The sequence below is a fragment of the Bradyrhizobium cenepequi genome (genome assembly GCF_020329485.1).
GTDB lineage: Bacteria > Pseudomonadota > Alphaproteobacteria > Rhizobiales > Xanthobacteraceae > Bradyrhizobium > Bradyrhizobium cenepequi.
Window position 1 is genome coordinate 95,622 of record NZ_JAGKJI010000015.1, and the last position, 23,758, is coordinate 119,379.

The window sequence follows — 23,758 nt, forward strand, 5'->3', positions numbered from 1 at the left end:
GACGTCGGCGATTCGCCAAAATGATTCGCGTTGTCCCGGCAAACAAAATGCCGGGCTGTGAGTGACGTGAATTTTACTGCTTTGTCAGACCGTTAATGGGAGTTCCTGATGCAGGGTGCCAGTCCGTCGCCCTGAATAGCCACCCCGCATTATTGCGAGCGCGGCGCCTGCGGACCGGCAGGTGCCTGCTGGCCCTGCTGCTCGTCGGCCTTCTTCAGCGAATCCAGGATGCCGCCTGAGGTCGGCGGCGTAATCGGCGCGCCGCCTGCCGGCTGCTGCGCCGGCGCCGGCGCACCGTTGCCGATGATCGAAGCGGGCTGGCGGCTGAGACCGGCATGCCAGGACAGGAACAGGCTGGTCGCGAAGAACACCACCGCCAAGACTGCGGTCGTCCGCGTCAGCAGGTTGGCAGTGCCGCGGCTCGACATGAAGCCTGCGCCCCCACCCATGCCAAGGCCGCCGCCCTCAGATTTCTGCAGCAGCACGGCGCCGATCATCACGGCGACGATCATGAGGTGGATGACGATGACGACAGTCTGCATTGTGACCTTCCGTCGCAAGCCTAGAGCGCCGGGTTCCAGCGGCTCGGGCTATCAGCGGTTTTCCTGAAGTTGCGCGGTGTTACACGATCGGGACCGGCAACGCCACCCCAATAACCGCCGCAATTTAGCTAGGGAGCGCCCGTCGCGATCGCAAGGAAATCGGCGGCCTTCAGGCTGGCGCCGCCGACTAGCGCACCATTGACGTTGGCAACGCCAAGCAGCTCGGCCGCATTCGAAGGTTTTACCGACCCGCCGTAGAGAATGCGGATCTTTGCGCCCTCCCCTTTGAAGCGATCTGTCAAGACACCGCGGATAAATCGATGAACTTGCTCGACATTCTGCACCGTGGGCGTCAGCCCGGTACCGATCGCCCAGACCGGCTCATAGGCAACCACCACGTTGGCCGCGGTCGAACCGTCGGGCAACGAGCCCTTGAGCTGGGTGCCGCAGATATCGAGCGTCTGCCCGGCGTCGCGTTGTTCGCGGGTCTCGCCGATGCAGACGATCGCGGTGAGCCCCGCGCGCCAGGCGGCTTCCGCCTTCTGGCGGACCAGCGCGTCGGTCTCGCCATGGTCGGCGCGGCGCTCGGAATGGCCGACGATGATGGCGCTGGCGCCAGCATCCGCCAGCATTTCCGCCGAGATGTCGCCGGTGTGGGCTCCGGAAGCCTTGGGATGGCAATCCTGGGCGCCGACCGCGAGCTTCGAGCCGCGGGCCTTGTCGGCGCAGGCGGCGATCAAGGTCGCCGGCGGGCAGACCAGGAGATCGGCCTTGCCGGCAAGCGCGCCGGCACCGGCCAGCATGGCGTCGAATTCATCAGCGGAAGCTTTCAGGCCGTTCATCTTCCAGTTGCCGGCGATCAGCGGCCGGATTGCATCGGTCATGGCAGGATTCCCGAGAAATGGCAGAGCGCCAGCGCTAGCAGAGCCCTGCCGTCACTTCCAGACCGCCGCTTCAAATGGCCGCCATAGCGGGACGGCATCCGCCGTCCCGCGTTAGCTTCTTGTTTGAGCATGATCTTTCCGGAAAACCGGGGTCCACTTTTCCGGATCATGCTCTAGGTTGCGACGGCGCAGTTGCCACTTTATGATGCGTTCCCAACTCGGTGACGCCCTTTAAGGAATCCGGCTTATCGGATTTTCCCCGGGTACGACCCGGTTCCCCTCCTTCTCAAACAAGTTGGACCCATGCTTCGAGGAATTCGGACAGCCTCATCAAACTGGCTCGGCAAGATTGTCATGGCCGTGGTGATGGGCGTTTTGATTGTCAGTTTCGGAATCTGGGGCATCGCCGACATCTTCAGGGGATTCGGCCAGTCGACGCTCGCCAAGGTTGGCAGCACCGAAATCTCGACGGAGCAATTCCGCCAGATCTACACCGACCGGCTGCAGCAGATCGGCCGCCAGTTCGGCCGTCCGTTGACGCCGGATCAGGCGCGCGCGTTCGGCTTCGACCGCCAGGTGCTGCAGCAGACGATCGCGGAAGCGGCCCTCGACGAGGAGGCCAGGCGGATGCGGCTCGGCCAGTCCCCGGACGAGACCATGCGCGCGATCTACAACGATCCGAACTTCAAGGGGCTGAACGGCCAGTTCGAGCCGCAGCGCTTCCAGGCCGCAATCCGTCAGTTTGGTTATACCGAGCAGCGCTACCTCGCCGAGCAGCGCCGCGTCGGCCTCCGCCGCCAGATCGCCGGCACGATCGGCGCGGGCATCGAGCCGCCAAAGACATTGATCGAGGCCCTGGTCCGCTATCAGAACGAACAGCGCTCGATCGAATACATCAAGCTCGGCGCGGCGCAGGCCGGCACCATCGACCCGCCGTCGCCCGAGGCGCTCGCCGCCTATTTCGAGGATCACAAGGCCCAGTTCCGCGCGCCCGAATACCGCAAGGTCGCGTTCGTCGTCGCGACGCCCGAGGAGATCGGCAAGTGGACCGAGGTCTCCGACGAGGATGCGAAGAAGATATTCGAGCAGCGCCGCAACCAGCTCGGCACGCCGGAGAAGCGCGAGGTGTCGCAGATCGTGTTTCCGAACATGGAGGAGGCCACTGCCGCGCGGGCGCGGCTGACCTCAACCACCTCGTTCGACGACCTCGCCAAGGAGCGCAATCTCAATCTGTCCGACGTCAATCTCGGGCTGGTCACCAAATCGGGAATCCTCGATCCGGCTGTCGCAGACGCTGCCTTCTCCCTGCCCCAAGGTGAAGTCAGCCAGCCGGTGCAGGGCCGCTTTGGCGTGGCGCTGGTCAAGGTCGGCAAGATCGAGCCGGGCACGACGCCGACCTATGAGAGCATGGCGGGCGAGATCAAGAAGCAGATCGCAACCGAGCGCGCCCGCGAGAAGGTCGCTGATCTCTACAACAAGATGGAAGACGAGCGCGGCGGCGGCGCCAGCCTCGTCGAGGCGGCGCAGAAGCTCGGGCTCGCGGCCGTCACCATCGACGCCGTCGACCGCTCGGGACGCATGCCGAACGGTCAGCCCGTGGCGAACATCCCGAACGGGCTGGATGTGGTTTCGCAGGCCTTTGGCAGCGACGTCGGCGTCGACAACGAGCCGATCCAGTTCAGGGGCGGCTATGCCTGGTACGACGTGCTAGGCGTGACGCCGTCGCGCGATCGCAGCCTCGACGAGGTACGCGACCAGGTCGAGGCGAAATGGCGCGAGGATCAGATCGCGACCAAGCTGCGCGAGAAGGCCACCGAGATCGTCAAGAAGGTCGAGGCCGGCGGCAAGCTCACTGAGGAAGGTTCGGCGCTCGGCGTGAAGCTCGAGACCGCGGATAAATTCCGCCGCGACGCCTCGCTGCCGGGCATACCCGAGAGCGTGGTCTCGGCTGCCTTCCGCACCGCCAAGGATGGCGTCGGCCAGGCCACCGGCGCGGGCGGCGACGAGCGCGTTGTCTTCCGTGTCACCGAGATCACGGTGCCGCCGGTCGATCTTGCCTCCGAGGAGGTGAAGAAGCTGAAAGACGCACTGCAGCGCGGATTGACCGACGAGCAGCTCGCGCAATACGTCAACAAGATTGAAAACAACATCGGAACATCAATCAATCAGGCCGCCTTCGCACAGGTGACGGGCGCGAATAACTGAGCATGATCCGAAAAAGTGGAAACCGGTTTTCCGATCAGATCATGCGCCACTAAACCACGAGCCAGCACGCGATGGACGACCTGAAATCGATACTTGGAAAAGTCGCCACCGGGGCCACCCTGTCGCGTGACGAAGCAGCCGCCGCCTTCGACAGCATGATGTCGGGCGAAGCCACGCCCTCGCAGATGGGCGGCCTGTTGATGGCCTTGCGCGTGCGCGGTGAGACCGTCGACGAGATCACCGGCGCGGTGTCGGCGATGCGCAGCAAGATGCTGCGGGTGACCGCGCCTGCCGAGGCGGTCGATGTGGTCGGCACCGGCGGCGACGGCTCCGGCTCCGTGAACGTGTCGACCTGCGCCTCCTTCATCGTCGCTGGCGTCGGCGTGCCGGTGGCGAAGCATGGCAACCGCGCGCTGTCGTCGCGCTCGGGTGCGGCCGACGTGCTGGCCTCGCTCGGCGTCAAGATCGACCTTACGCCGGTCCAGGTCGGCCGCTGCGTGCAGGAAGCCGGGATCGGCTTCATGTTCGCCCCCGCCCATCACCCGGCGATGAAGAACGTCGGCCCGACCCGGGTCGAACTTGCGACCCGCACCATCTTCAATCTGCTCGGCCCGCTGTCCAATCCCGCCGGCGTGAAGCGACAGATGGTCGGGGTGTTCTCGCGACAATGGGTGCAGCCCTTGGCGCAGGTCCTGAAGAACCTCGGCTCGGAGGCCGCCTGGGTGGTGCACGGTTCCGATGGGTTGGACGAGATCACCCTCACCGGCCCGACCTTCGTCGCGGCGCTGGAAGGCGGCGAGATCCGCACGTTTGAAGTCACTCCGGATGACGCCGGCCTCGGCCGCGTCGGCAGCAAGGCGCTGAAGGGTGGCGATGCCGATGCCAATGCGGTGGCGCTGCTCAGCGTGCTCAATGGCAAGCCGAGCGCCTACCGGGACGTCGCGCTGCTCAACGCCGCCGCGGCGCTGATTGTCGCCGGTCGTGCCAAAGATTTGAAAGAAGGTGTCTCGCTTGGGACCCATTCATTGGATAGCGGTGCTGCAGCCGCGAGGCTTAAACACCTGATCGCGGTTTCCAGCAGCTAGAGCATGATCCGGAAAAGTGGGAACCGGTTTTCCGAGAAGATCATGCTCAAGAAATAAGGGATCGCGATGTCCGATATCCTGAAGAAGATCGAAGCCTACAAGCGCGAGGAGATCGCCGCCGCCAAGCGAGCGCATCCGCTTTCCGACATCGAGGCGCGCGCCAAGGCTGCCTCGCCGCCGCGCGGCTTCGTGCGCGCAATCCGCGAGAAGCATGGTCACGGCGATTATGCGCTGATTGCCGAGATCAAGAAGGCCTCGCCATCGAAGGGCCTGATCCGCGCCGATTTCGATCCTCCCGCGCTTGCCAAGGCCTATGAGGCCGGCGGTGCGGCCTGCCTGTCGGTGCTGACGGATACGCCCTCGTTCCAGGGGCATCTCGACTTCATGGTCGCGGCGCGCGCGGCGACCAATCTGCCGGTCCTGCGCAAGGATTTCATGTTCGACACCTATCAGGTGGTCGAGGCCCGCGCCCATGGCGCCGACTGCATCCTGATCATCATGGCAGCGCTCGATGACGCCCCAGCCAAGGATATCGAGGACGCCGCGATCGCGCTTCAGATGGACGTGCTGGTCGAAATCCACGACCGCGCCGAACTCGACCGCGCGCTGAAACTCCGCTCGCCGATGATCGGCGTCAACAATCGTAATCTCCGCACCTTCGAGACCACGCTCGCAACCAGCGAAGCGTTGGCGCCGCTGATCCCGAAGGAGCGGCTGATGGTCGGTGAAAGCGGCATCTTCACGCCGGACGATCTGGCCAGGCTCGAGCGCGTGGGCATGTCGACCTTCCTGGTCGGCGAGAGCCTGATGCGTCAGGCCGACGTCACCGCAGCAACCCGCACGCTGCTCACCCGGCAGGGCGCGCCGCGCGCCACCGGAACGCGCTAGAGCGATGGCGGAGAAGCCGAAGGGCGGCCCCGCCCTCACCCATATCGATGCCAGCGGCGAGGCACGGATGGTCGACGTCTCCGCCAAGCCTGCGACCGAACGCACCGCGATCGCCGAAGGCCGCGTCGTCATGAGCCGCGCGACGCTCGAGCTGATCGTCTCGGGCAACGCCAAGAAGGGCGACGTGCTCGGCACCGCGCGGATTGCCGGCATCATGGCGGCGAAGCGCACGTCCGAGCTGATCCCGCTCTGCCATCCGCTGGCGCTGTCGAAGGTGACGGTCGATATCGAGCCGGACGAGAAACTGCCGGGCTGCATCGTGCAGGCGACGGTGAAGGTCACCGGCCCGACCGGCGTCGAGATGGAGGCGCTGACTGCGGTCTCGGTCACCTGCCTCACCATCTACGACATGATCAAGGCGGTGGAACGCGGCGTCAGCATCGAAGGGATCCACCTCGTCGAGAAAAAGGGCGGCAAGTCCGGCCACTATCGCAGCGTGGATCGATGACGCACATGGCGCACATGGCGCACGACCGCTCTGTCACGCGGCTGTGACCGGGCGGCTGGGAGTGCATCACCGCTTGCGGGGTTACATTTGGCGTGACCTTCCAAAGGAGCAACGCAATGTCGGCCTTCAAGCTTCTTGCCGTGGCTGCAGCGTTGTGCGTCGTCAGCGCGCCGGCGATGGCGCAGCAGGTGATTTCGGAGCCCGGCTATTGCGCGCAGTTCTACCCCAACGCCAATTGCCAGAACAAAGGTCCGGGCAACCCCTATACAGGCGGCTATCAGCGCTACATCGACCAGGGTTACGGGATGTTGGCCCAGGATCCGCCGATCCGGTCGGCCGGCAAGCGGTCGCGGACACACCGCTCCGGTTCATCCGCGATCCGCACGCGCTGAAACCCGATCAGATGCGGTCGTGGCCGCACTACGGTTGTTGCCGCCAATCGGCGCTACTGCGGGAATGATTTGTTAACCAGGATTGCTAACGTCGGCTCCATCTCGCTGGTGTACCAGTGCTGTCGGCCGGGGGTGCGCCAAACTGCTTCCGGGCGCGCGTTCCAGGCAGCAATCCCGGTGCGATGATTCCAGACGGTGCCTCATTCAAGCTCACCTCAGTCCTGCGGGGCGGACCGATCCGCTGGCTGATCCTGGGCGGCATCCTGCTGATCGTCTCGATCGCGATCGGCGCCACTGTCATGGCCAAGAACTTCCGCGAACGCGCCTTGCGCAACGCTGAGCGCGAGCTGGAAAACACCACGCTGCTGCTGGCGCGCCATTTCGATCAGCAATTGCAGGACTTCGAGGTCGTGCAACAGGATGTGATCCGGTTCATGCGGTTAAGCGGGATCGCTACCACGCGCGAGAATTTCAGGCAGCGGTTGTCAGGCGAGGACATCCACCTGACGCTCAAATCCAAGATCGACGCGCTCTCCTATGTCGGCGGCATTAACGTGTTCGACGCTGACGGCGTGCTGATCAACTCGTCTTCGAGATGGCCGGTGGCGTCCGTGAGCGTCGCCGACCGCTCCTATTTCCGGACCTTCAAGTCCGACCCGCAATCGCCCGAGCGGCTGCTCGAACCTGTCCATAGCCGGATCACCGGCGCCTGGACCGTGTTGCTCGCGCGCAAGGTGACCGGGACGAACGGCGAATTCCTGGGCGTCGTCGGTCGCGGCATCGAGCCCGCCAACTTCGAAAGATTCTTCGCGACCGTCGCGCTGGCACCGGGAGCGGCGATCTCCATGCATCACCGTGACGGCACCCTGCTCGCGCGCCATCCGCATGTCACGGAGCTGATCGGCCAGAACTTCAAGACTGGTCCCGCGGTCCAGCAGCAGGTCTTCGAGCTGGATCACAGCACCTCGCGCCTGATCAGCCCGATCGACGGCCAGGATCGGCTGGTCGCCTCGCAGGCGCTGACCAGGTTCCCGCTCGTCATGGTCGCGACCACCACCACTGCGGCGGCGCTGGCCGACTGGCGCGAGCAGACCACGATCCTCGTCGCCGTGACCGCCGCTTCCGTGCTCGCGATCGCCACGCTGCTGTTCTTCGTCGTGCGAAAACTGTCGCAGCAGCACCGCCTGCAGCAGCAGCGCCTGACGCTGGAAAAGCTGCGCCTCGACACCGCCGTCAATAATATGACGCAGGGCCTGCTGCTGTTCGACGCATCGCAACGGCTCGTCGTCTGCAACAAGCGCTATGTCGAGATGTATGCACTGTCAGCCGATGTGATCAAACCGGGCTGCAGTTTCCGCGACGTCATCGCCCATCGCAAGGCGACCGGATCGTTCGATGGCGATGTCGATCGCTTCGTGGCGCTGGTGCTGCGCGATATCGGGCTGCGCAACATGATGGTGATCACCACCTCCGACGGCCGCTCGATCCAGGTCGTCAACGAACCGCTCGCCGACGGCGGCTGGGTCGCGACCCATGAAGACATCACCGAGCGCCACCGCGCCGAGGAACGCATCACGCACCTCGCCCACTACGATGCGCTGACCGACTTGCCGAACCGCGCGCTGTTCCGCGAACAGCTCAAGCGCGAGCTGCCGCACGCCACGCCGGCGAAACAGCTCGCGGTGCTCTATATCGACATCGACGAGTTCAAGGACGTCAACGACTCGCTGGGCCACATGGTCGGCGACGAGTTGCTGAAGTCGGTTGCGAAAAGCCTCACCGGCTGCGTGGGAGACGGCGACTTCGTCGCGCGACTGAGCGGCGACGAATTTGCGATCGTCCAGTTCGCCATCACCAGCGAGGCCGATGTCATCGATCTCGTCAACCGCATCCATGAGGCGATCCGCAATCCCTATGAATGCCTCGGCCATCAGGTAACCACCGATGCCAGCATCGGCATCGCGCTGTCGCCGCAACATGGCTCAGATATCGACGAGATCCTGAAGAACGCGGACCTCGCGATGTATGCGGCGAAATCCGCCGGACGCCGCACTGCGCGCTTCTTCAAGCCGGAGATGGATGCGGAAGTGCGCGCCCGCCGCGCCCTTGAGATGGATTTGCGGCAGGCGATCGCGGACGGAAGCGGGCTGGAAGTCCATTATCAGCCCTGCCTCGACCTGCAGAACGACCGGATCACCGGCTGCGAAGCCCTGGTGCGCTGGCGCCACGCGGAACGCGGCGCGGTCTCGCCGGCCGAATTCGTGCCGATTGCCGAGGAAACCGGCCTGATCAACGAGCTCGGCGAATGGGTGCTGACGACGGCCTGCAAGGAAGCGGCGGCCTGGCCGGACAGTTTCCGCCTCGCCGTCAACGTCTCGCCGGTCCAGTTCAAGAGCGGCACGCTGGCGCTGAAGGTCATCGCGGCGCTGGCCGCCTCGGGCCTGCCGGCAAACCGTCTCGAGCTCGAGATAACCGAGGCCGTGCTGATCCGCGACGACGACGCCGCGCTTGCGATCCTGCACCAGCTCCGCGCCATCGGGGTGCGGATCGCGCTAGACGATTTCGGCACCGGCTATTCGTCGCTGAGCTATCTGAAGCGCTTCCCGTTCGACAAGATCAAGATCGATCGCTGCTTCATCACCGATCTCGCCGAGCCGGAAGGATCATCCGGCATCGTGCAGGCGGTGGTGAACATCGCCGCCGAGCGGCACATGACGACGACGGCCGAGGGCGTCGAGACCGTCGAACAGCAGGAGATCCTGCGCGAGCTCGGCTGCTTGGAAATGCAGGGCTACCTGTTCAGCGCCCCCAAGCCCGCCGACGAAATCCGCGCATTGCTCCGCGCCCATCACGCAAACCCGGCCCACGCCGCCCCCCGCAGCAAGCGCAGGCCGGTCGCACGCAGGGCCTGAAACTGCATCCACGTCGCACGCTGCGCTCCCTCTCCCGCTTGCGGGAGAGGGTTGGGGTGAGGGTGCCTCCGCGATGGGACTTTCCGTGGGAAAGAGCCCTCACCCGCTGCGCTTCGCGCAGCGACCTCTCCCGCACGCGGGGCGAGGTGAATCAGAGCTCGCTTCTCTATCGAAGCCCCTCAGTTCGGAATCGTCCGCTTCGGCGCGCCCTTGGCGTCGGCATTGACGGTGACCCCGCGCAAGAGATTGTAGGCGGCGTTCAGCGCCTTGTCGTTCTTCTCGTCGGGCGGGACATAGGATTGTGAGCCGGTCTGCTCGGTGCCTTCGGCGGCCAGGTGTCCGCGCATCGACGCCTCGCCCTTGATCTCGGCGCGGGTCTTCAACTCGTCCGGCACATCCTGCAGGATCTCGATGTCGGGCGCGATGCCCTGCGCCTGGATCGAGCGGCCCGACGGCGTGAAGTAGCGCGCGGTGGTCAGCGCCAGCGCGCCATTGCCGGCTCCAAGCGGAATGATGGTTTGCACCGAGCCCTTGCCGAAGGTGCGGGTGCCGATCAGCGTCGCGCGCTTGTGGTCGTGCAGCGCACCCGCCACGATCTCAGAGGCAGAGGCCGAGCCACCGTTGATCAAGACCACCAGCGGCTTGCCCTTGGTCATGTCGCCGCCGCGCGCGGTGAAGCGCTGCGTTTCCTCCGGCAATCGCCCCCGGGTCGAGACCACCTCGCCACGCGCCATCAGCGAGCTCACCACAGACACCGCCTGGTCGAGCAGGCCGCCGGGATTGTTGCGCAGGTCGATCACATAGCCGGCAAGTTTGTCCTGCGGGATCTGCTTGGCGATCTCGGTGATCGCCTTGTGCAGGCCTTCGGTGGTCTGCTCGTTGAACGAGGTGACCCTGATATAGCCGATGTTGCCACCGTCGGTGTGGAAGCGCACCGGGCGCACGCGGATGATCTCGCGGGTGATGGCAACGTCGATCGGCTTGTCGGCATCCTTGCGGATGATCTTCAATCGGGTCTGGCTGTTGGGCGCGCCTTTCATCTTGTTGACGGCCTGATCCAGCGTCATGCCCTGGATCGGCTCGTCGTCGATCTGGGTGATGATGTCGCCCGACATGATGCCGGCGCGCGAGGCCGGCGTGTCGTCGATGGGAGCCACCACCTTGATGAAACCGTCTTCCATCGTGACTTCGATACCGAGGCCGCCGAACTCGCCATGCGTGGTCTCCTGCATGTCGGTCCAGCCCTTCGCGTTCATGTAGCGAGAATGCGGATCGAGCGCCGAGATCATGCCGTTGATCGCGCCCTCGATCAGCTTGGAGTCATTGGGCTTCTCGACATAATCGGTGCGGACGCGCTCGAACACGTCGCCGAACAGATTGAGCTGAGAATAGGTGTTGTCGGAGCGGACCGCAGCTTTGGCCACCGCAATCAGATGCGCGCCCTGCGGCGCGGTGACGAGAAGGGTAAGACCAGCGCCGGTGACCGTACCGAGGAGAAAGCCAAAGTTCCTGCGCATTGCGTGCGATCCTTCCCGCTGTAGCAGCCACGACTGTTGATGAATCGTCGTTCTCACCCGGCAGGCGCAAACACACAATGCCTTTTTGGTCGGATCAAGGCCAATTTTACCGGAGAAATACCGTTGCTCACGACAACGTGCGTTGCCCGTTGCGTTGCTCTTGGAGTCCGCTCTGCCAAGTCGACGGATTTGTGCCAAAGCCGCGTTTGGCGCGGGTGCCCAGCCAATAGCCGAACTGCGGCGGAACATTACGGAACGGTGCTTCCACGCCGAGCTTCAACGCGGCATCCATCGGCCAGTTCGGGTTGTTGAGGATCTCCCGCCCAACCGCGATCAGATCTGCCTGTTCTTCACGCAGGATCTGTTCGGCCTGGTCACCGTGGATGATGAGCCCGACCGCCATGGTGAGAATGTCGGCGTGGCGGCGAACATATTCCGACAGCGGCACCTGGTAATTGTATTTGATCTCCTTGCCGAGGATCGGCGCCATGTCGGTGATGCCACCGGACGAGCAATCGATGACATCGACGCCTTTCGTCTTGAGGATTCGGGCGAGCCGCACACTCTGCTCCGGGCCCCAGCCGGCATTGTCCTCCACCGACAGCCGCACGAACAGCGGCTTGTGATGAGGCCAATAGGTGCGCACCGCTTCCGTCACCTCGATGATGAAGCGCATGCGGTTCTCCTCCGAGCCGCCATATTCGTCAGTGCGCTGGTTCGCGCGCTCGGACAAGAACTCATGCACGAGATAGCCGTGGGCGCCATGCAGTTCGAGCACGTCGAAGCCGGCCTCATTGGCGCGGCGCGCGGCTTCGCCCCAGGCCTGCACGAGGTCCTTCACCTCGCTGCGCTCCAGCGCCCGCGGTACTGGCCAGCGCGCACTGTGCGCGATCGCGCTCGGCGCGACCGGGGTCCAATCGTCCCAGTCCTCGATGTCAGGCGTACGCTGCAGCGGCCCGTCGCCTTCCCACGGCCGCGTCGCGCGCGCCTTGCGTCCGGAATGGCCGAGCTGGATGCCGGCAAGCGCGTTCTGCTGCTTGATAAAGGTGACGAGCCGGTTGAGCGGCGCGATGAACTTGTCGTCCCAGATGCCGAGATCGCCGACCGTTCCACAGCCGCGACGCTCGACCTTGGTCGACTCGACAACGACGAGTCCCGCGCCGCCGGCGGCGAACTTGCCTGCATTCATCAAATGCCAATCGGTCGGAAATCCCCTCACGGCCGAATATTGATGCATCGGCGGCACCACAATCCGGTTCTTCAGCGTGATGCCGCGGATCGTCATCGGCGAGAACAGGAGCGTGTCGGACATAACTGGTTTCCTCGCATCATTGGACATCGTTACCCGTCGTTTCGCCCGGGATCGGTCTCTTGCTGCGAACGATATACGCAGCATCAATGACGGCAAAGCCGAAATCCGGGTGGCTTCCATGCCCAATCTGCGATTGCCAAAGCGCGAGCGTCGCGCTCGTCCAGCGCGCTTACGCCTCGCTCGTTGCCAACCACCGCCGTCATTGCGAGCGGAGCGAAGCAATCCATGCCTCCGCGCGTGGCACTATGAATTGCTTCGCTCCGCTCGCAATGACGATGTGGCTGATTTGGGTGCGACAGATCAACCCGACAGGCAAATCAGCAAGAACCTGTCCAGTCCGGGCGACAAAAATATTTCTGTTTTTCCGAAATGCAAATCAGTCTATTAGTTTGCGCGTCCCACCCGATTGAGGGGCGCTTCGCGATCGTCACGAGTGTTGCGGTGGGATGCGGTGGACGCGGATTGCGCAACGGACGAGTGCGCATGGGGCGGACGGCGAAGTCGTGTGGTTCTGGCGCCCCGACGCTGGCGCTAAGTACGCGAGCAGCAAGAGCTGCCGCGGATGACGGTGGCAAGAAAGCCCGGTCACCGGGAAGAGCACGAAGTAAGCCGTAAACCACTGCGCAGGGAAAGCCGGTGTTGCTCCGGTTGACCTGTGGTCCTACCCCCGTGCTTTTTGTTGCACGGGGCCCACGGGTGCAACCGGCACCCGGCTTTCCCTGCGCCCTCTGTTCAATAAGAGGGTGGAAACTGAAGCAAAGCTCGGGCGCCAAGCGCCGCGAGAATGCGGACTCACATCTCCTCCGCCGTTTGAAATTTGAATCCGCTCTCTCCCCGCGTCGTCCCGGCCTTGCGTGCCGCGGCGAAGCCACTTGGCGTAGCCGGGAGCCGGGACCCATAACCACAGGCCTACGCGATGTGGCCCGCTGCAACCGCTTGCTCGCGCCACAACACCTCCCTGTGGTTATGGGTCCCCGCCTTCGCGGGACGACAGTCGTAGGATGGGTAGAGCGCAGCGAAACCCATCATTCGCGCGGCTCGCTCCAAAGCAGATGGGTTTCGCTGCGCGCTACCCATCCTACCCGTAAACGAAGACATTGCCGCCTTCTCGAGATTTTCGTACACCACCGTCGCCATGAACCAACCGTCTCTCTCCCCTGGCTCTGCCGACGTTCTCTTGTTCGACCTCGGCCGTGTCGTGCTCGATATCGATTTCGGCAAGGTGATGACCACCTGGGCCGGCCATGCCGGCTGCGAGCCTGCCGAGCTCGCCACCCGCTTTGTCATGGACGAGAGTTTCAGGCATCACGAGGTCGGTAAGATCGATGACGCCGCCTTCTTCGCAAGCCTGCGGCGGTCGCTCGGCATCAGCATCTCCGACGCCCAGTTCCTGGAAGGCTGGAACGCGATCTTCGCCGGCGAGATACCGGGAATCGCCGAGCACCTCGCACGCGCCAAAACGCGGCTGCCGCTCTACGCTTTCTCGAACACCAATCCGCCTCATATCGAGCATTTCTCGACAGCCTATTCGGACGTGCTCGGCCACTTTCGGCAGATTTTCTTCTCATCGACGATCGGGCTTCGGAAACCTGACGCGGAAGCCTATGATTACGTCGTGAAGGCGATCGGGGCGCCGGCTTCGCGCATCGTGTTCTTCGACGATTCCGCCGAGAACATCCGCGGCGCACGGGTGGCAGGCCTTAACGCCATTCACGTCACATCTGCAGATGATGTGACGAACGCGCTTCTCGCGCTTGGAATTTAGGAGTTGCCCGTGGCTCTGATGCCGGTCGCCGATGCGCTCGCCGCGGTCCTCGCCGGCGCGGAACCTTTGCCGGAAGAGATGGTCGCGCTCGATGCCGCCTATCACCGCACGCTCGCGCATGATGTCGCGGCAAAACGCACCCAGCCGCCGCAGGCGATGTCGGCGATGGATGGCTATGCGGTGCGATCAGCCGATGCCGCCGATCTCAGCGCGCGGCTGAAGGTGATCGGCGAAGTCGCCGCGGGCCGGCCGTTCGATCGGGAACTTGGTCCGCACGAAGCCGCGCGGATCTTCACCGGCGGCGTCATTCCCGCTGGCGCCGATGCCGTCGTGATCCAGGAAGACACCAGGGTTGATGGCGATCACATCACCATCACCGAGGCTGCCATCGCCGGGCGGCATATCCGGCCGGCCGGGATCGATTTCCGCGAGGGCGACGTGCTGCTCAGGCACGGAAGCCGGCTGACCGACCGCGCACTGTCGCTGGCGGCGTCGATGAACTATCCGGAACTTCCCGTGCGGCGCCGGCCCAAGGTGGCCGTGCTCGCGACGGGCGACGAACTGGTGATGCCGGGCTCCTCTCCGGGCCCGGGGCAGATCGTCTATTCCAACGGCTATGCGCTGCGGGCGCTGGCGCGCGCCGAAGGCGCCGAGACGATCGACCTGGGGGTCGCCGCCGACACGGTTGCCGCGACCACCGAAGGCATCCGCCGCGCGCATGCCGCGGGCACCGACATCCTCGTCACGACCGGCGGCGCATCGGTGGGCGACCATGACCTCGTGAAACCCTCGCTCGAGGCCGAGGGCGTCACCATGGCGTTCTGGAAGATCGCGATGCGGCCGGGCAAGCCGATGATGCATGGCCGGCACGGCGCGATGCGGGTGATCGGCCTGCCCGGCAATCCGGTGTCGTCCTATGTCTGCGCCTACCTGTTCCTGGTGCCGTTGATTCGGGCCCTGCTCGGCCGCTCGACGATCCATCACGTCAGGGAAAGCGCCCTGCTCGGCCGCGATCTCGCGGCCAATGATCAGCGCGAAGATTATCTTCGTGCGCTGCTCGAAGAGCGTGACGACGGCACGCTGATCGCAACGCCGGTCACCCGGCAGGACAGTTCGCTGCTTGGGAATCTCACTGCGGCGCAGGCACTTGTGATGCGTCCGCCGTTCGCGCCGGCAGCGCCGAAGGGCACGCCGTGCGACATCCTCCGATTGCCTGAATGAAGCCGCGACCAGCACCTATTTGGCCATTTCTGATCGCGTTCACCGGAAATTAAGTGGTTGCAGAACACATATCGAACATATAGTGTCCGTTCATGATTTGTTTCGAAACTCGCTGTCTACGAATGGGAGTGCGTGACTCCCGAGATCAGCTCTTCTCAAGTCTCGGATCGAACGACGCTACCAACCGGGGGAATGCTCGCGATGCTTACGCGCAAACAGTATGAACTTCTGCGTTTCATCAACGAACGGCTGAAAGAGGCCGGTGTGCCTCCTTCCTTCGACGAGATGAAGGACGCACTCGACTTGCGCTCGAAGTCCGGCATCCACCGCCTGATCACGGCGCTGGAGGAACGGGGCTTCATCCGCCGCCTGCCGAACCGCGCCCGCGCGATCGAGGTAATCAAGCTTCCTGAGCTGGCGGCCGCCAGCAACGGCCGTCGCGGATTCACGCCGAGCGTCATCGAGGGCACGCTCGGCAGGCGCACCAGCAGCCCGCCCGCGGTCGAGGATGACGGCAACCGTCCCGTTGCGGTGCCCGTGATGGGCCGGATTGCGGCGGGTACGCCGATCGAGGCGCTGCAGACCCGCAGCCACACGATCAGCGTGCCGCCCGACATGCTCGGCTCCGGCGAACATTATGCGCTCGAGGTGCGTGGCGATTCCATGGTGGAGGCCGGCATCCTCGACGGCGACATGGCGCTGATCCAGCGCAACGACACCGCCAACACCGGCGACATCGTGGTGGCGCTGATCGATGAGGAGGAGGCGACGCTGAAGCGCTTCCGTCGCCGCGGCGCGTCGATCGCGCTTGAGCCTGCCAATGCGGCCTACGAAGTGCGCATCCTGCCGCCGAACCGGGTGCGGATCCAGGGCAAGCTGATCGGACTTTATCGCAAGTACTGAGCCGCCGACGCAGCAGCCCGCCTGGTACTCGGGTGGGTGCTCTGCCCCTGCTGGGCGCTGAGAAATCTGCTTGGTGGCAAGAACTACTTAGAATGATTAGAATGAGAGTCCCGGTAGTCGGCCGGGGCTCTTCTGTGCAACATGACGTGCGGCAGCGCCTCGCTATCGTGTTTGTGAACGGTCAAAAGACGCGAGCCGTACAAATGCCAAGAACGAAGCAGAAGCTCATAAGTTATCGTCCACTCTGATAGAGGCCTGCGCCTCTTCCCAGGCCCGGGTCGGCTATCTCGAATGAGGAGCAATCCGATGTGTGACTATAGCCTGCACGCCGTGGCGACGCGTCCCGCCCAGGTTGGAGAGACGCTCATCACCACCACCTTCCGCGGCACCTCGACCCGCGGCTTCGCTTCGGAAAGCGATCCGACGGTTGCGGTCTGCATGCTTCCCGGGACCGAGCTCGCGTTCGCCGATAACGTCCGTTACGACAATCGCTGGATCTGGACCAAGACGACCGGCTTCCGCGTCGGCAAGTTCAACCAGATTGATCCGCATATTCGGGATCGTCATCACGACGCGATCGAATTCCCCGATGGCAGCCATGTGCTGGTGACCCAGCTCTGCGAAGGGCAGCGGGCGACCGTGCTGCAATTGCCCGTGACGCATCATGTTGCCGAGCCGGCGCAGAAGGCGGTCGAGCAGCGGCCCGCGCCGAACCCGCTGTTCATCGGCTGACTGCCTCGCCCAGCGTGCGCCGCCGGTTTCGGCCGGCGGAACGTTGCCGCGAGTGACAAGCAAAATGTTTTGAGCGGCCCCGGAGCCGATCCGGGGGCGCATCTGATTTTGTGTTGAACGAGGCTTCATTTCGCCGAGGGGGAGCGTGATCCGTGGTCACCAAGATCACATGGCAACGAGCTGGACGCGTGACCGAGCCGGGCCGATACATGTTCAGGTTCGGCTGGCTTACGGTCGCGGCGGAAGACCTCGCGATCTGGGAGCGATTTCCGGATGCGACGTTTACGCTCGTTCGAATGCCGTCGTATTCGGACGGCTCGGACGAATTCCGGCTCGGCGCGTTCGAACTGCCGGCCAACGCCGGCGGAGATTGATGAGGGCTCAGTCTTCCGACTGCAGGTCGGATTCGGACGGGGTCGCATCGATGGCGCGCGGCGCTGATGTTCCCTGGATTCGGATCGTGGTCTCGGGCTTGCCTTCGCCTGAGATCGCGGGCGACCACGGGCGGTTGAGCCCGGCAGGTTTGGCCGCATCGATGACGAAGCCTTTCCGGTTCCGCCGCAGCGCCAGCGCGCCTTGCCGCCGCAGGCGCTCGGCATCGATGACCGCCGCGGCGCAGCCATGCGGTACCGAACTTGCAGTCACGATCAGTGCCGCCCGCTCGCAATCGTCTGCGAGCGCCTCAGCGCGCTGCGTGAGCGCGATGAACGCGCCACCCGCCGCAGGCGTCACGCAGCCGCCCTCATCGCAGGACACGCCCTCCGTGAGCGACGGATCGCTTGCGGTCCGGGCATCGGCGTCCGCGGCGAGCCATTCCTTGGCCAGGAAGGCGTCCTTTGCGGTCCGCATCAGGTGCAACCGCCCGTCACCGCCGCGGACCGCAACATTGCGGCCGTCGCCGGAAATCAGGATGTCCGGCAGCGGCGCCCTCACCGCCCAGACCGCCGCAACAAGAAGCACGGCCGCGCCGACGAAACGCAGCGGCGTGCGCAATAGCCCGAGCACGATGATGCCAAGGCTCGCAGCGATCAATGGGCCGATCCCGAACGCACCGATGCGGCCGACCGCGCCCGGCAGCGCGGCGACCCACTGCGCGACGATGACCATCCAGTCGATCCCAGTGCCCATGATGGCCCAGAACACGCCGTCGAAGCCGAACGGCATCGCCAGCAGGCCGAGCAGCCCGGCCGGCATCACCAGCGCCGACACCACCGGCATCGCCGCGAGATTGGCGAGCACGCCAAAGGGCGCCACCCGGTGGAAGTGGAAGGCGGCGTAGGGCGTGGTCGCAAGCCCTGCCACCAGCGAAGCGAGCAGCAGCATCGCGACCTCCCGCCCGCCCCACAGCGCGATCCGGGCGGTCGTGGAATGATCGGGCGCGGCGAACAGATGCGGCATTCCGATCTGCACCAACGCCACCAGCCCGAGGGTGGCCGCAAACGACATCTGGAAGCTCGGATGCACCAGCGCTTCAGGCGCGATCGCGAGCACGATCATGGCCGCGACTGCGAGCGTCCGGAACGTCACCGCGCGGCGGTCGACCATCACGGCGATCAGCACCACTGCCGTCATGAAGAACGACCTTTGGGTCGCGACCTCCGCACCCGAGAGCAGGAGATAGAGCGCGGCAGCGACCAGCGCCGCGGCGGCAGACCATTTCTTGATCGGAAAGCTCACGGTGAGCACCGGAAACAGCGCGAGCAACGCCCGCACCGCGAAGAAGACCACGCCTGCGACCACAGCCATGTGATAGCCCGAGATCGACAGCACGTGACCGAGCCCCGAGACGAACATCGCGTCATTCACCGGCCCGGAGATCGCATCGCGCCGGCCGGTCAGCAGCGCGGTCGCGATCGCGCGATTATCGCCCTCGAGCACGCTGCGGATGCGCGCGTCGATCGCATCGCGCATGCCCTGCATGAACGCCGCATAGCGCAGCGCAAGCCCACGGCCTTCCGGCGGCGCCGTCGTCTTGATCGCGCCCAGCACGAAACCGGAGGCGCCGATGCCCTGGAAATAGAGATCGCGGCCGAAATCGTAGCTGCCAGGCCGCAAAGGTGCGAGCGGCGGCTGCAGCCGCGCCTTCAGTTCGACAAAACTGCCGACTTCAGGGGCAGTGCCCTTCTTCACCGACAGCCGAACGCGCTCAAGCTTCGGCGCACCCCGTTGGCTTTCGATGCTGGCGACTCGCAGCACGAAGCGATCGGTGCGCTCGCGGATGTCACGCGTCTCGACAAATCCGGTGAGCGACACCGAAAACAACGGCCGCGCCAGCACGACATGCGCGACCCGCGCGGTTCGCCAGGTGGCAACCGCGAACCCCGCCGCAACGACGGCAATCATGACGGCGGCGGCGAACGCCTGCCGCCGCCTGAGCAGGAACGCGAGAGCGCACAGCGCGACCGCGACCGTGGCCGCGATCGACAGCACCGGTTCATGGTCGGCGGTGAAGTAGAGCGCGATGCCGATGCCGAACGCGACCGGCACCCACGGCAGAAGCCGCCCGGCGCCCGCCTCGGCACGGGCCCATTGGCGCAGTGTCTCGACGATTGGGGGCAAGGCGCCGACATTGATCGGAGCATAACCACCCGCCGGCGCCACCGCCTCGCGGGGCGGCCAGGTGCCGGCATAGCCGCGCCTGCCGCCCGGCGTCCTGCCCTCGTCCGCCATCCTGCGCCCTGGAACATCCCTGCTTCTGCAAAGCTACCGGATGCAAGTATCCGCGGGATAGCGGAACAGATGCAGAATACGGAGGAAAGAGCGCCCCGCCGGTGCACTCCTGATCCCGTGTTGGTTGCTCAGTCGGCTTCAAGCCCGATTGAGCCGAAAGTCTCATAAGGCAGCAGCGCCATTGAGGATTAGACTGCGGTGGTGCCTCCGCCCGTACAAACGGAAAAGAGGCAGTGGTGGCTCGCGGTTTGGAGACCGCTGGAGCTCTTCTCAGGTGGTTCAAGGCTTGCCTGAGACAAGCGTTGCGGACGCAACTCGCAAATCAGGCCTGGAGCGTCGCGCATCACGCGTACTCCGCGAGCGAACAGAGCGCTGAAAAACGTGAGGAGAAAGTCTTTGAACTAATGGGAGCAGCACATGGCAATTCAAGTACCAAGCGATTTTCGCCGCGTGATCGTGGCTGCGTCGGTCGGAAACGTCATCGAGTGGTATGACTTCTATATCTTTGGCAGCCTGGCCGCCGTCCTGTCGGTCAAGTTCTTCGAACAATCCCACCCTGTCGCAGCCCTGCTTAGCACGATCGCCCTGTTCACCGCAGGCTTCCTCATCCGTCCGCTCGGAGCCTTCCTCTTTGGGTGGATGGGCGATCGGGTGGGCCGCAAGTATACGTTCCTCATTACGCTCAGCGGAATGGGACTGGGGACGGGCGCGATCGGCCTGATCCCGACCTACCAGTCGATCGGCCTTACCGCCGCATTCGTGCTGTTCGGCCTGCGCATGATCCAGGGTCTGTGCCTGGGCGGCGAATATGGCGGCGCCATCACCTACGTCGCCGAGCATGTTCCCGATGACAGGCGCGGCTACTACACCGGCTGGCTGCAGACCTCACCGACGCTCGGGATCGTGGTGTCGCTGGCCGTGATCATCCTGACCCGGACCTGGTTCGGCGATCAGACCTTCAACGAATGGGCATGGCGCATTCCGTTCCTGCTCTCGTTCCTGCTGGTGGCCATCGCCATCTACATCCGCCTCCAGCTCCAGGAGACTCCGATCTTCCAAGAGATCAAGGCCCGCGGGCAGATGACCAGGAACCCCTGGAAAGAAGCGTTCCTGAGCGCGAACATCAAATACATTGGGATCGCCACCGTCGTCCTGATCGGACAGGGCGTGGTCTGGTACAGCGGTCAGTTCTGGGCGCTGTACTTCCTGCAACAGGTCTCCAAGGTCGACGCTCTGACCTCGGCCTACATCGTCGGGGCCGCGCTGCTTATCGCGACGCCGAGCCTGATATTCTTTGGCTGGCTGTCGGACCTGATCGGCCGCAAGCCGGTGATCCTGGGAGGCATGCTGCTTGCCGCCATCACCTATTATCCGCTGTATCTGTGGCTCGGAGCGGTCACGCAGCCCGGAAACATCAACTATCCGATCGCGATCTTCATCATCTTCATCCTCGTCTGTTACGTCGGGATGGTGTACGGGCCGGTCGGCGCGTTCCTGGCGGAATTCTTCCCCAGCAGGATCCGGTACACATCGGTGTCGGTGCCGTATCACATCGGCAACGGCTGGGGCGGCGGCTTGGTGCCGTTCATCACCTCGGCAGCTTTCGCCGCCACCGGCAGCGTCGGCTACGCGCTGATCTATCCGATCGTCGTTCCTGCGGTCTGCTTCGTGCTCGCCGTTTTCCTGATGCCGGAGACGCGCAAGATCAGCATCTGGGAGCCGGTCGAACCGAGAACCGCATCGTGACGGAATAGCCTCGCCGCGGGGCCACCAAGCCCCGCGGCAGGCCGTCCGCGTTCCGGCAAGCGCAGCACAACTTCATCGTACCGGCCGCTACCGAGTAGCGGTCGGACCAATGGTTCGCCCAACCCACCTTCTCAGCCGGCCCGGTGATGCCAACGATCGTGCCACCAGGTGGTGAAATCACGATCCGTCAGCAGCTCCCAGCCGGCGAGGAAGATCACCAGTATGCCCGACAGCACGCTGCTTGCCGTCGCCGAGACCTGCTCGTAGCCGACCGTCCAAGGTGCCAGCAGCAGAGCCAGTCCGAGCAGCATCTCTCCCCATTCCTCCAGATAGGATGGAATGACAAATGCCTCGACGGCAAACAGGATGACAGCCAACCCAAGCGCAATGGTGATCCAGACGGCCGCCCCGGCGAAGCCGAGGGCAAAGGGCGACACGACCAGCCACACACCCACCAACAAGCTGGCAACGTCCTGCCAGTGTTGAATGCGCATGATGCTCACCTCCCCTCTCCTATGAAGATGGCAGAGCGGCGCCGGAAAGATACCCATCCGACCTGCGTTGTGTTGCCGCTGCCAGCGCTCCGGAGCCGCACTCCAATGGCGGACGGGCCATCACCCGCAAAGCACTCTTGCAAGTGCGCTGCAGCAGGATGCACACTGCGTGCGCTTGACGAGGTGTCAGTGCCCACGGCTCTCGGCCCGACCGGAATTCACGGTTGCGCCCAGAACGAGAGGAGGATGACGCCATGCGAGAAATCGAGATCCACGACTATGCGCGGCAGCTCTTGGAAGCACATGGCGCCAAGGCCATTGCTGAGGCTGCCCAGAATGCCATCGAGCTCGAGGCTAAAGGCGACGTCGACCTGGCCAGAACCTGGCGCCATATCGAAGACGCCATGAAGCTGATGCGCGGGCCGCACCAAAGCTGAAGCTGCCGGCGCGGCAACGCCGAATGTGGAGCAGGACCCATCGCAGGCCTCCAGGCCGCGGCCGAACGGCAATGGGCCTCCAAGAGGCGGCTCTGCATGACAGGAGTGAAGCCATGTTTCCGAAATGTGCGACAGCCGAAGATCTTGTGAGGGCGATCACGGATGAGAAGGTGCAGATGATCGACCTGCGCTTCACCGACCTGCCGGGGGTGTGGCAACATTTTTCCGTCCCCCCGAGCGCGGCGAGTACCGATGCCCTGAGCGACGGCATCGGATTCGACGGCTCATCGATCCGCGGCTTTCAGGAGATCCAGGAAAGCGACATGCTGGTTGTCCCGGACCCGACCACGGCCTTCCTCGATCCCTATTCGCCGGCATCGACCCTGGTTCTGATCTGCAACATCCGCGATCCCGTGACCGGCCAATCCTATAGCCGCGATGCCCGCCACATCGCGCAGAAAGCTGAGACCCATCTCAAAGGCAGCGGACGCGCCGATACGAGCTATTTCGGCCCGGAGGCGGAGTTCTTTGTGTTCGACGACGTCCGCTATGGACAGGGCATCAACTACGCCTTCCACGAAATCGATTCCGGCGAAGGCAGTTGGAACACCGGCAAGGAGGAAATGCCAAATCTGGGCCACAAGCCGCGCCCGAAAGAAGGGTACTTTCCCGTTCCCCCAACCGACAGCATGCAGGATCTCCGCACCGAAATGGTGCTGACGATGGAAGAACTCGGGATCCAGATCGAAGCCCATCACCATGAGGTCGCGACTGGCGGCCAGAATGAGATCGATATGCGCTTCACGACGCTCACGCGCATGGCGGACAATCTGATGATCTACAAATACGTGGTGAAGAACACCGCGAAGCAACATGGCATGACCGCAACGTTCATGCCCAAGCCGCTGTTCGAGGACAACGCTTCAGGGATGCACGTTCACCAGTCGCTGTGGAAGGGCGAGACCAATCTGTTCTACGACAGGGGCGACTATGCCGAGCTGAGCCAGCTTGCCCGCTACTATATCGGCGGTCTCCTGACTCATGCCTGGGCGCTATGCGGACTTTGCGCGCCCACCACGAACTCCTATCGGCGCCTGGTGCCGGGCTATGAGGCTCCGATCAACCTCGTCTACTCCCAGCGCAACCGCTCGGCCTGTTGCCGCATCCCGATGTATTCGCCGGACCCGAAGGCCAAGCGCGTCGAGTTTCGCTCGCCGGATCCTTCGTGCAATCCCTATTTGGCCTTCTCCGCGATGCTGATGGCCGGCCTTGACGGCATCAACAACCGCATCGACCCGGGCAGCCCGATCGACAAGAATCTCTATGACCTGCCGCCCGCCGAGGCCAAGGATGTGAAGTCCACGCCCGGGTCGCTGGATCAGGCCCTCGACGCGCTCCAGCGAGATCAAGCCTTCCTGCTGTGTGGCGACGTCTTCACCGCCGACGTGATCGAAACCTGGCTCGACTACAAGCGGAAGAAAGAGGTCGATCCAATCCGGCTACGCCCGCATCCTTACGAGTTCCATCTCTATTACGACATCTAGC

At 64.1% G+C, this 23,758-nt stretch carries 20 protein-coding genes; 14 read left to right on the forward strand and 6 right to left on the reverse strand.

The window, feature by feature from the left end:
- Positions 1-149 precede the first annotated feature (149 nt).
- A complete protein-coding gene (gene secG, locus J6497_RS17975; protein WP_225705611.1) occupies positions 150-542 on the reverse strand; it encodes a preprotein translocase subunit SecG in 393 nt (130 codons plus the stop codon).
- Positions 543-670: 128 nt separating this feature from the next.
- The gene (gene tpiA, locus J6497_RS17980) at positions 671-1,426 is read right to left on the reverse strand and encodes a triose-phosphate isomerase (protein ID WP_225705612.1); all 756 of its coding nucleotides are present in this window, start codon (positions 1,424-1,426) and stop codon (positions 671-673) included.
- A 303-nt stretch (positions 1,427-1,729) separates the two neighbouring features.
- Between tpiA and J6497_RS17985 the strand changes: the two genes are divergently transcribed.
- The 6 genes from J6497_RS17985 to J6497_RS18010 all read left to right on the forward strand — a co-directional run bounded on the left by J6497_RS17985 (position 1,730) and on the right by J6497_RS18010 (position 9,416).
- On the forward strand, positions 1,730-3,631 hold the full coding sequence (locus tag J6497_RS17985; protein ID WP_225705613.1) for a peptidylprolyl isomerase: 1,902 nt from the start codon (positions 1,730-1,732) through the stop codon (positions 3,629-3,631).
- Between the two features lie 71 nt (positions 3,632-3,702).
- The gene (gene trpD / locus J6497_RS17990; RefSeq protein WP_225705614.1) at positions 3,703-4,716 is read left to right on the forward strand and encodes an anthranilate phosphoribosyltransferase; all 1,014 of its coding nucleotides are present in this window, start codon (positions 3,703-3,705) and stop codon (positions 4,714-4,716) included.
- Positions 4,717-4,782: 66 nt separating this feature from the next.
- Positions 4,783-5,604: an indole-3-glycerol phosphate synthase TrpC gene (gene trpC / locus J6497_RS17995; protein ID WP_225705615.1), complete on the forward strand. Its 822-nt coding sequence runs from the start codon at positions 4,783-4,785 to the stop codon at positions 5,602-5,604.
- 4 nt (positions 5,605-5,608) lie between these two features.
- A complete protein-coding gene (moaC, locus tag J6497_RS18000; protein ID WP_225705616.1) occupies positions 5,609-6,112 on the forward strand; it encodes a cyclic pyranopterin monophosphate synthase MoaC in 504 nt (167 codons plus the stop codon).
- A gap of 116 nt (positions 6,113-6,228) precedes the next feature.
- The gene (locus J6497_RS18005; RefSeq protein ID WP_225705617.1) at positions 6,229-6,504 is read left to right on the forward strand and encodes a hypothetical protein; all 276 of its coding nucleotides are present in this window, start codon (positions 6,229-6,231) and stop codon (positions 6,502-6,504) included.
- Between the two features lie 182 nt (positions 6,505-6,686).
- Entirely contained in the window at positions 6,687-9,416 is a 2,730-nt protein-coding gene (locus tag J6497_RS18010) for a bifunctional diguanylate cyclase/phosphodiesterase (protein WP_225705618.1), read from the forward strand.
- A gap of 179 nt (positions 9,417-9,595) precedes the next feature.
- Here J6497_RS18010 and J6497_RS18015 read toward each other — a convergent pair whose 3' ends face one another.
- Together J6497_RS18015 and J6497_RS18020 are read right to left on the reverse strand one after the other, a co-directional pair.
- A complete protein-coding gene (locus J6497_RS18015) occupies positions 9,596-10,933 on the reverse strand; it encodes a S41 family peptidase (RefSeq protein WP_225705619.1) in 1,338 nt (445 codons plus the stop codon).
- A gap of 127 nt (positions 10,934-11,060) precedes the next feature.
- Positions 11,061-12,245: an NADH:flavin oxidoreductase/NADH oxidase gene (locus J6497_RS18020; protein WP_225705620.1), complete on the reverse strand. Its 1,185-nt coding sequence runs from the start codon at positions 12,243-12,245 to the stop codon at positions 11,061-11,063.
- Between the two features lie 1,135 nt (positions 12,246-13,380).
- Here J6497_RS18020 and J6497_RS18025 point away from each other — a divergent pair.
- The 5 genes from J6497_RS18025 (at position 13,381) to J6497_RS18045 (ending at position 17,240) form a co-directional block, all read left to right on the forward strand.
- A complete protein-coding gene (locus J6497_RS18025; protein ID WP_225705621.1) occupies positions 13,381-14,010 on the forward strand; it encodes an HAD-IA family hydrolase in 630 nt (209 codons plus the stop codon).
- A 9-nt stretch (positions 14,011-14,019) separates the two neighbouring features.
- Positions 14,020-15,231, forward strand: a complete 1,212-nt coding sequence (locus tag J6497_RS18030; RefSeq protein WP_225705622.1) for a molybdopterin molybdotransferase MoeA — start codon at positions 14,020-14,022, stop codon at positions 15,229-15,231.
- A gap of 201 nt (positions 15,232-15,432) precedes the next feature.
- Positions 15,433-16,134 carry a transcriptional repressor LexA gene (gene lexA / locus J6497_RS18035; RefSeq protein ID WP_225705623.1) on the forward strand — a complete coding sequence of 234 codons (702 nt, stop codon included), beginning with the start codon at positions 15,433-15,435 and terminating at the stop codon, positions 16,132-16,134.
- Between the two features lie 306 nt (positions 16,135-16,440).
- On the forward strand, positions 16,441-16,866 hold the full coding sequence (locus J6497_RS18040; RefSeq protein WP_225121953.1) for a hypothetical protein: 426 nt from the start codon (positions 16,441-16,443) through the stop codon (positions 16,864-16,866).
- Positions 16,867-17,018: 152 nt separating this feature from the next.
- A complete protein-coding gene (locus J6497_RS18045) occupies positions 17,019-17,240 on the forward strand; it encodes a hypothetical protein (RefSeq protein WP_225705624.1) in 222 nt (73 codons plus the stop codon).
- Positions 17,241-17,247: 7 nt separating this feature from the next.
- Here the strand turns inward: J6497_RS18045 and J6497_RS18050 are convergent, their stop codons facing one another.
- Complete coding sequence (locus J6497_RS18050) at positions 17,248-19,536, reverse strand: ComEC/Rec2 family competence protein (protein WP_225705625.1); 2,289 nt, start codon at positions 19,534-19,536, stop codon at positions 17,248-17,250.
- A 417-nt stretch (positions 19,537-19,953) separates the two neighbouring features.
- On the opposite strand from J6497_RS18050, the gene J6497_RS18055 reads away from it, so the two are divergent.
- Positions 19,954-21,282 carry an MFS transporter gene (locus J6497_RS18055; RefSeq protein ID WP_225705626.1) on the forward strand — a complete coding sequence of 443 codons (1,329 nt, stop codon included), beginning with the start codon at positions 19,954-19,956 and terminating at the stop codon, positions 21,280-21,282.
- A 131-nt stretch (positions 21,283-21,413) separates the two neighbouring features.
- On the opposite strand, the gene J6497_RS18060 is transcribed toward J6497_RS18055, so the two are convergent.
- Positions 21,414-21,776: an SPW repeat domain-containing protein gene (locus J6497_RS18060; protein WP_225705658.1), complete on the reverse strand. Its 363-nt coding sequence runs from the start codon at positions 21,774-21,776 to the stop codon at positions 21,414-21,416.
- A gap of 254 nt (positions 21,777-22,030) precedes the next feature.
- On the opposite strand from J6497_RS18060, the gene J6497_RS18065 reads away from it, so the two are divergent.
- The gene (locus tag J6497_RS18065) at positions 22,031-22,213 is read left to right on the forward strand and encodes a hypothetical protein (protein WP_225705627.1); all 183 of its coding nucleotides are present in this window, start codon (positions 22,031-22,033) and stop codon (positions 22,211-22,213) included.
- 113 nt (positions 22,214-22,326) lie between these two features.
- Positions 22,327-23,757, forward strand: coding sequence for a type I glutamate--ammonia ligase (glnA, locus tag J6497_RS18070; RefSeq protein WP_225705628.1), 1,431 nt, complete (start codon positions 22,327-22,329; stop codon positions 23,755-23,757).
- The last annotated feature ends 1 nt before the right edge of the window (position 23,758 follow it).

Bases quoted from the DNA above. Each gene is read 5' to 3' on its own strand.
- J6497_RS18015 (WP_225705619.1), bottom strand. From the start codon at position 10,933: ATGCGCAGGAACTTTGGCTTTCTCCTCGGTACGGTCACCGGCGCTGGT.
- J6497_RS18020 (WP_225705620.1), bottom strand. From the start codon at position 12,245: ATGTCCGACACGCTCCTGTTCTCGCCGATGACGATCCGCGGCATCACG.
- J6497_RS17985 (WP_225705613.1), top strand. From the start codon at position 1,730: ATGCTTCGAGGAATTCGGACAGCCTCATCAAACTGGCTCGGCAAGATT.
- J6497_RS18040 (WP_225121953.1), top strand. From the start codon at position 16,441: ATGTGTGACTATAGCCTGCACGCCGTGGCGACGCGTCCCGCCCAGGTT.
- J6497_RS18065 (WP_225705627.1), top strand. From the start codon at position 22,031: ATGCGAGAAATCGAGATCCACGACTATGCGCGGCAGCTCTTGGAAGCA.
- secG (WP_225705611.1), bottom strand. From the start codon at position 542: ATGCAGACTGTCGTCATCGTCATCCACCTCATGATCGTCGCCGTGATG.
- J6497_RS18055 (WP_225705626.1), top strand. From the start codon at position 19,954: ATGGCAATTCAAGTACCAAGCGATTTTCGCCGCGTGATCGTGGCTGCG.
- J6497_RS18010 (WP_225705618.1), top strand. From the start codon at position 6,687: ATGATTCCAGACGGTGCCTCATTCAAGCTCACCTCAGTCCTGCGGGGC.
- J6497_RS18005 (WP_225705617.1), top strand. From the start codon at position 6,229: ATGTCGGCCTTCAAGCTTCTTGCCGTGGCTGCAGCGTTGTGCGTCGTC.
- J6497_RS18060 (WP_225705658.1), bottom strand. From the start codon at position 21,776: ATGCGCATTCAACACTGGCAGGACGTTGCCAGCTTGTTGGTGGGTGTG.
- trpD (WP_225705614.1), top strand. From the start codon at position 3,703: ATGGACGACCTGAAATCGATACTTGGAAAAGTCGCCACCGGGGCCACC.
- J6497_RS18025 (WP_225705621.1), top strand. From the start codon at position 13,381: ATGAACCAACCGTCTCTCTCCCCTGGCTCTGCCGACGTTCTCTTGTTC.
- tpiA (WP_225705612.1), bottom strand. From the start codon at position 1,426: ATGACCGATGCAATCCGGCCGCTGATCGCCGGCAACTGGAAGATGAAC.
- lexA (WP_225705623.1), top strand. From the start codon at position 15,433: ATGCTTACGCGCAAACAGTATGAACTTCTGCGTTTCATCAACGAACGG.
- J6497_RS18050 (WP_225705625.1), bottom strand. From the start codon at position 19,536: ATGGCGGACGAGGGCAGGACGCCGGGCGGCAGGCGCGGCTATGCCGGC.
- trpC (WP_225705615.1), top strand. From the start codon at position 4,783: ATGTCCGATATCCTGAAGAAGATCGAAGCCTACAAGCGCGAGGAGATC.
- glnA (WP_225705628.1), top strand. From the start codon at position 22,327: ATGTTTCCGAAATGTGCGACAGCCGAAGATCTTGTGAGGGCGATCACG.
- moaC (WP_225705616.1), top strand. From the start codon at position 5,609: ATGGCGGAGAAGCCGAAGGGCGGCCCCGCCCTCACCCATATCGATGCC.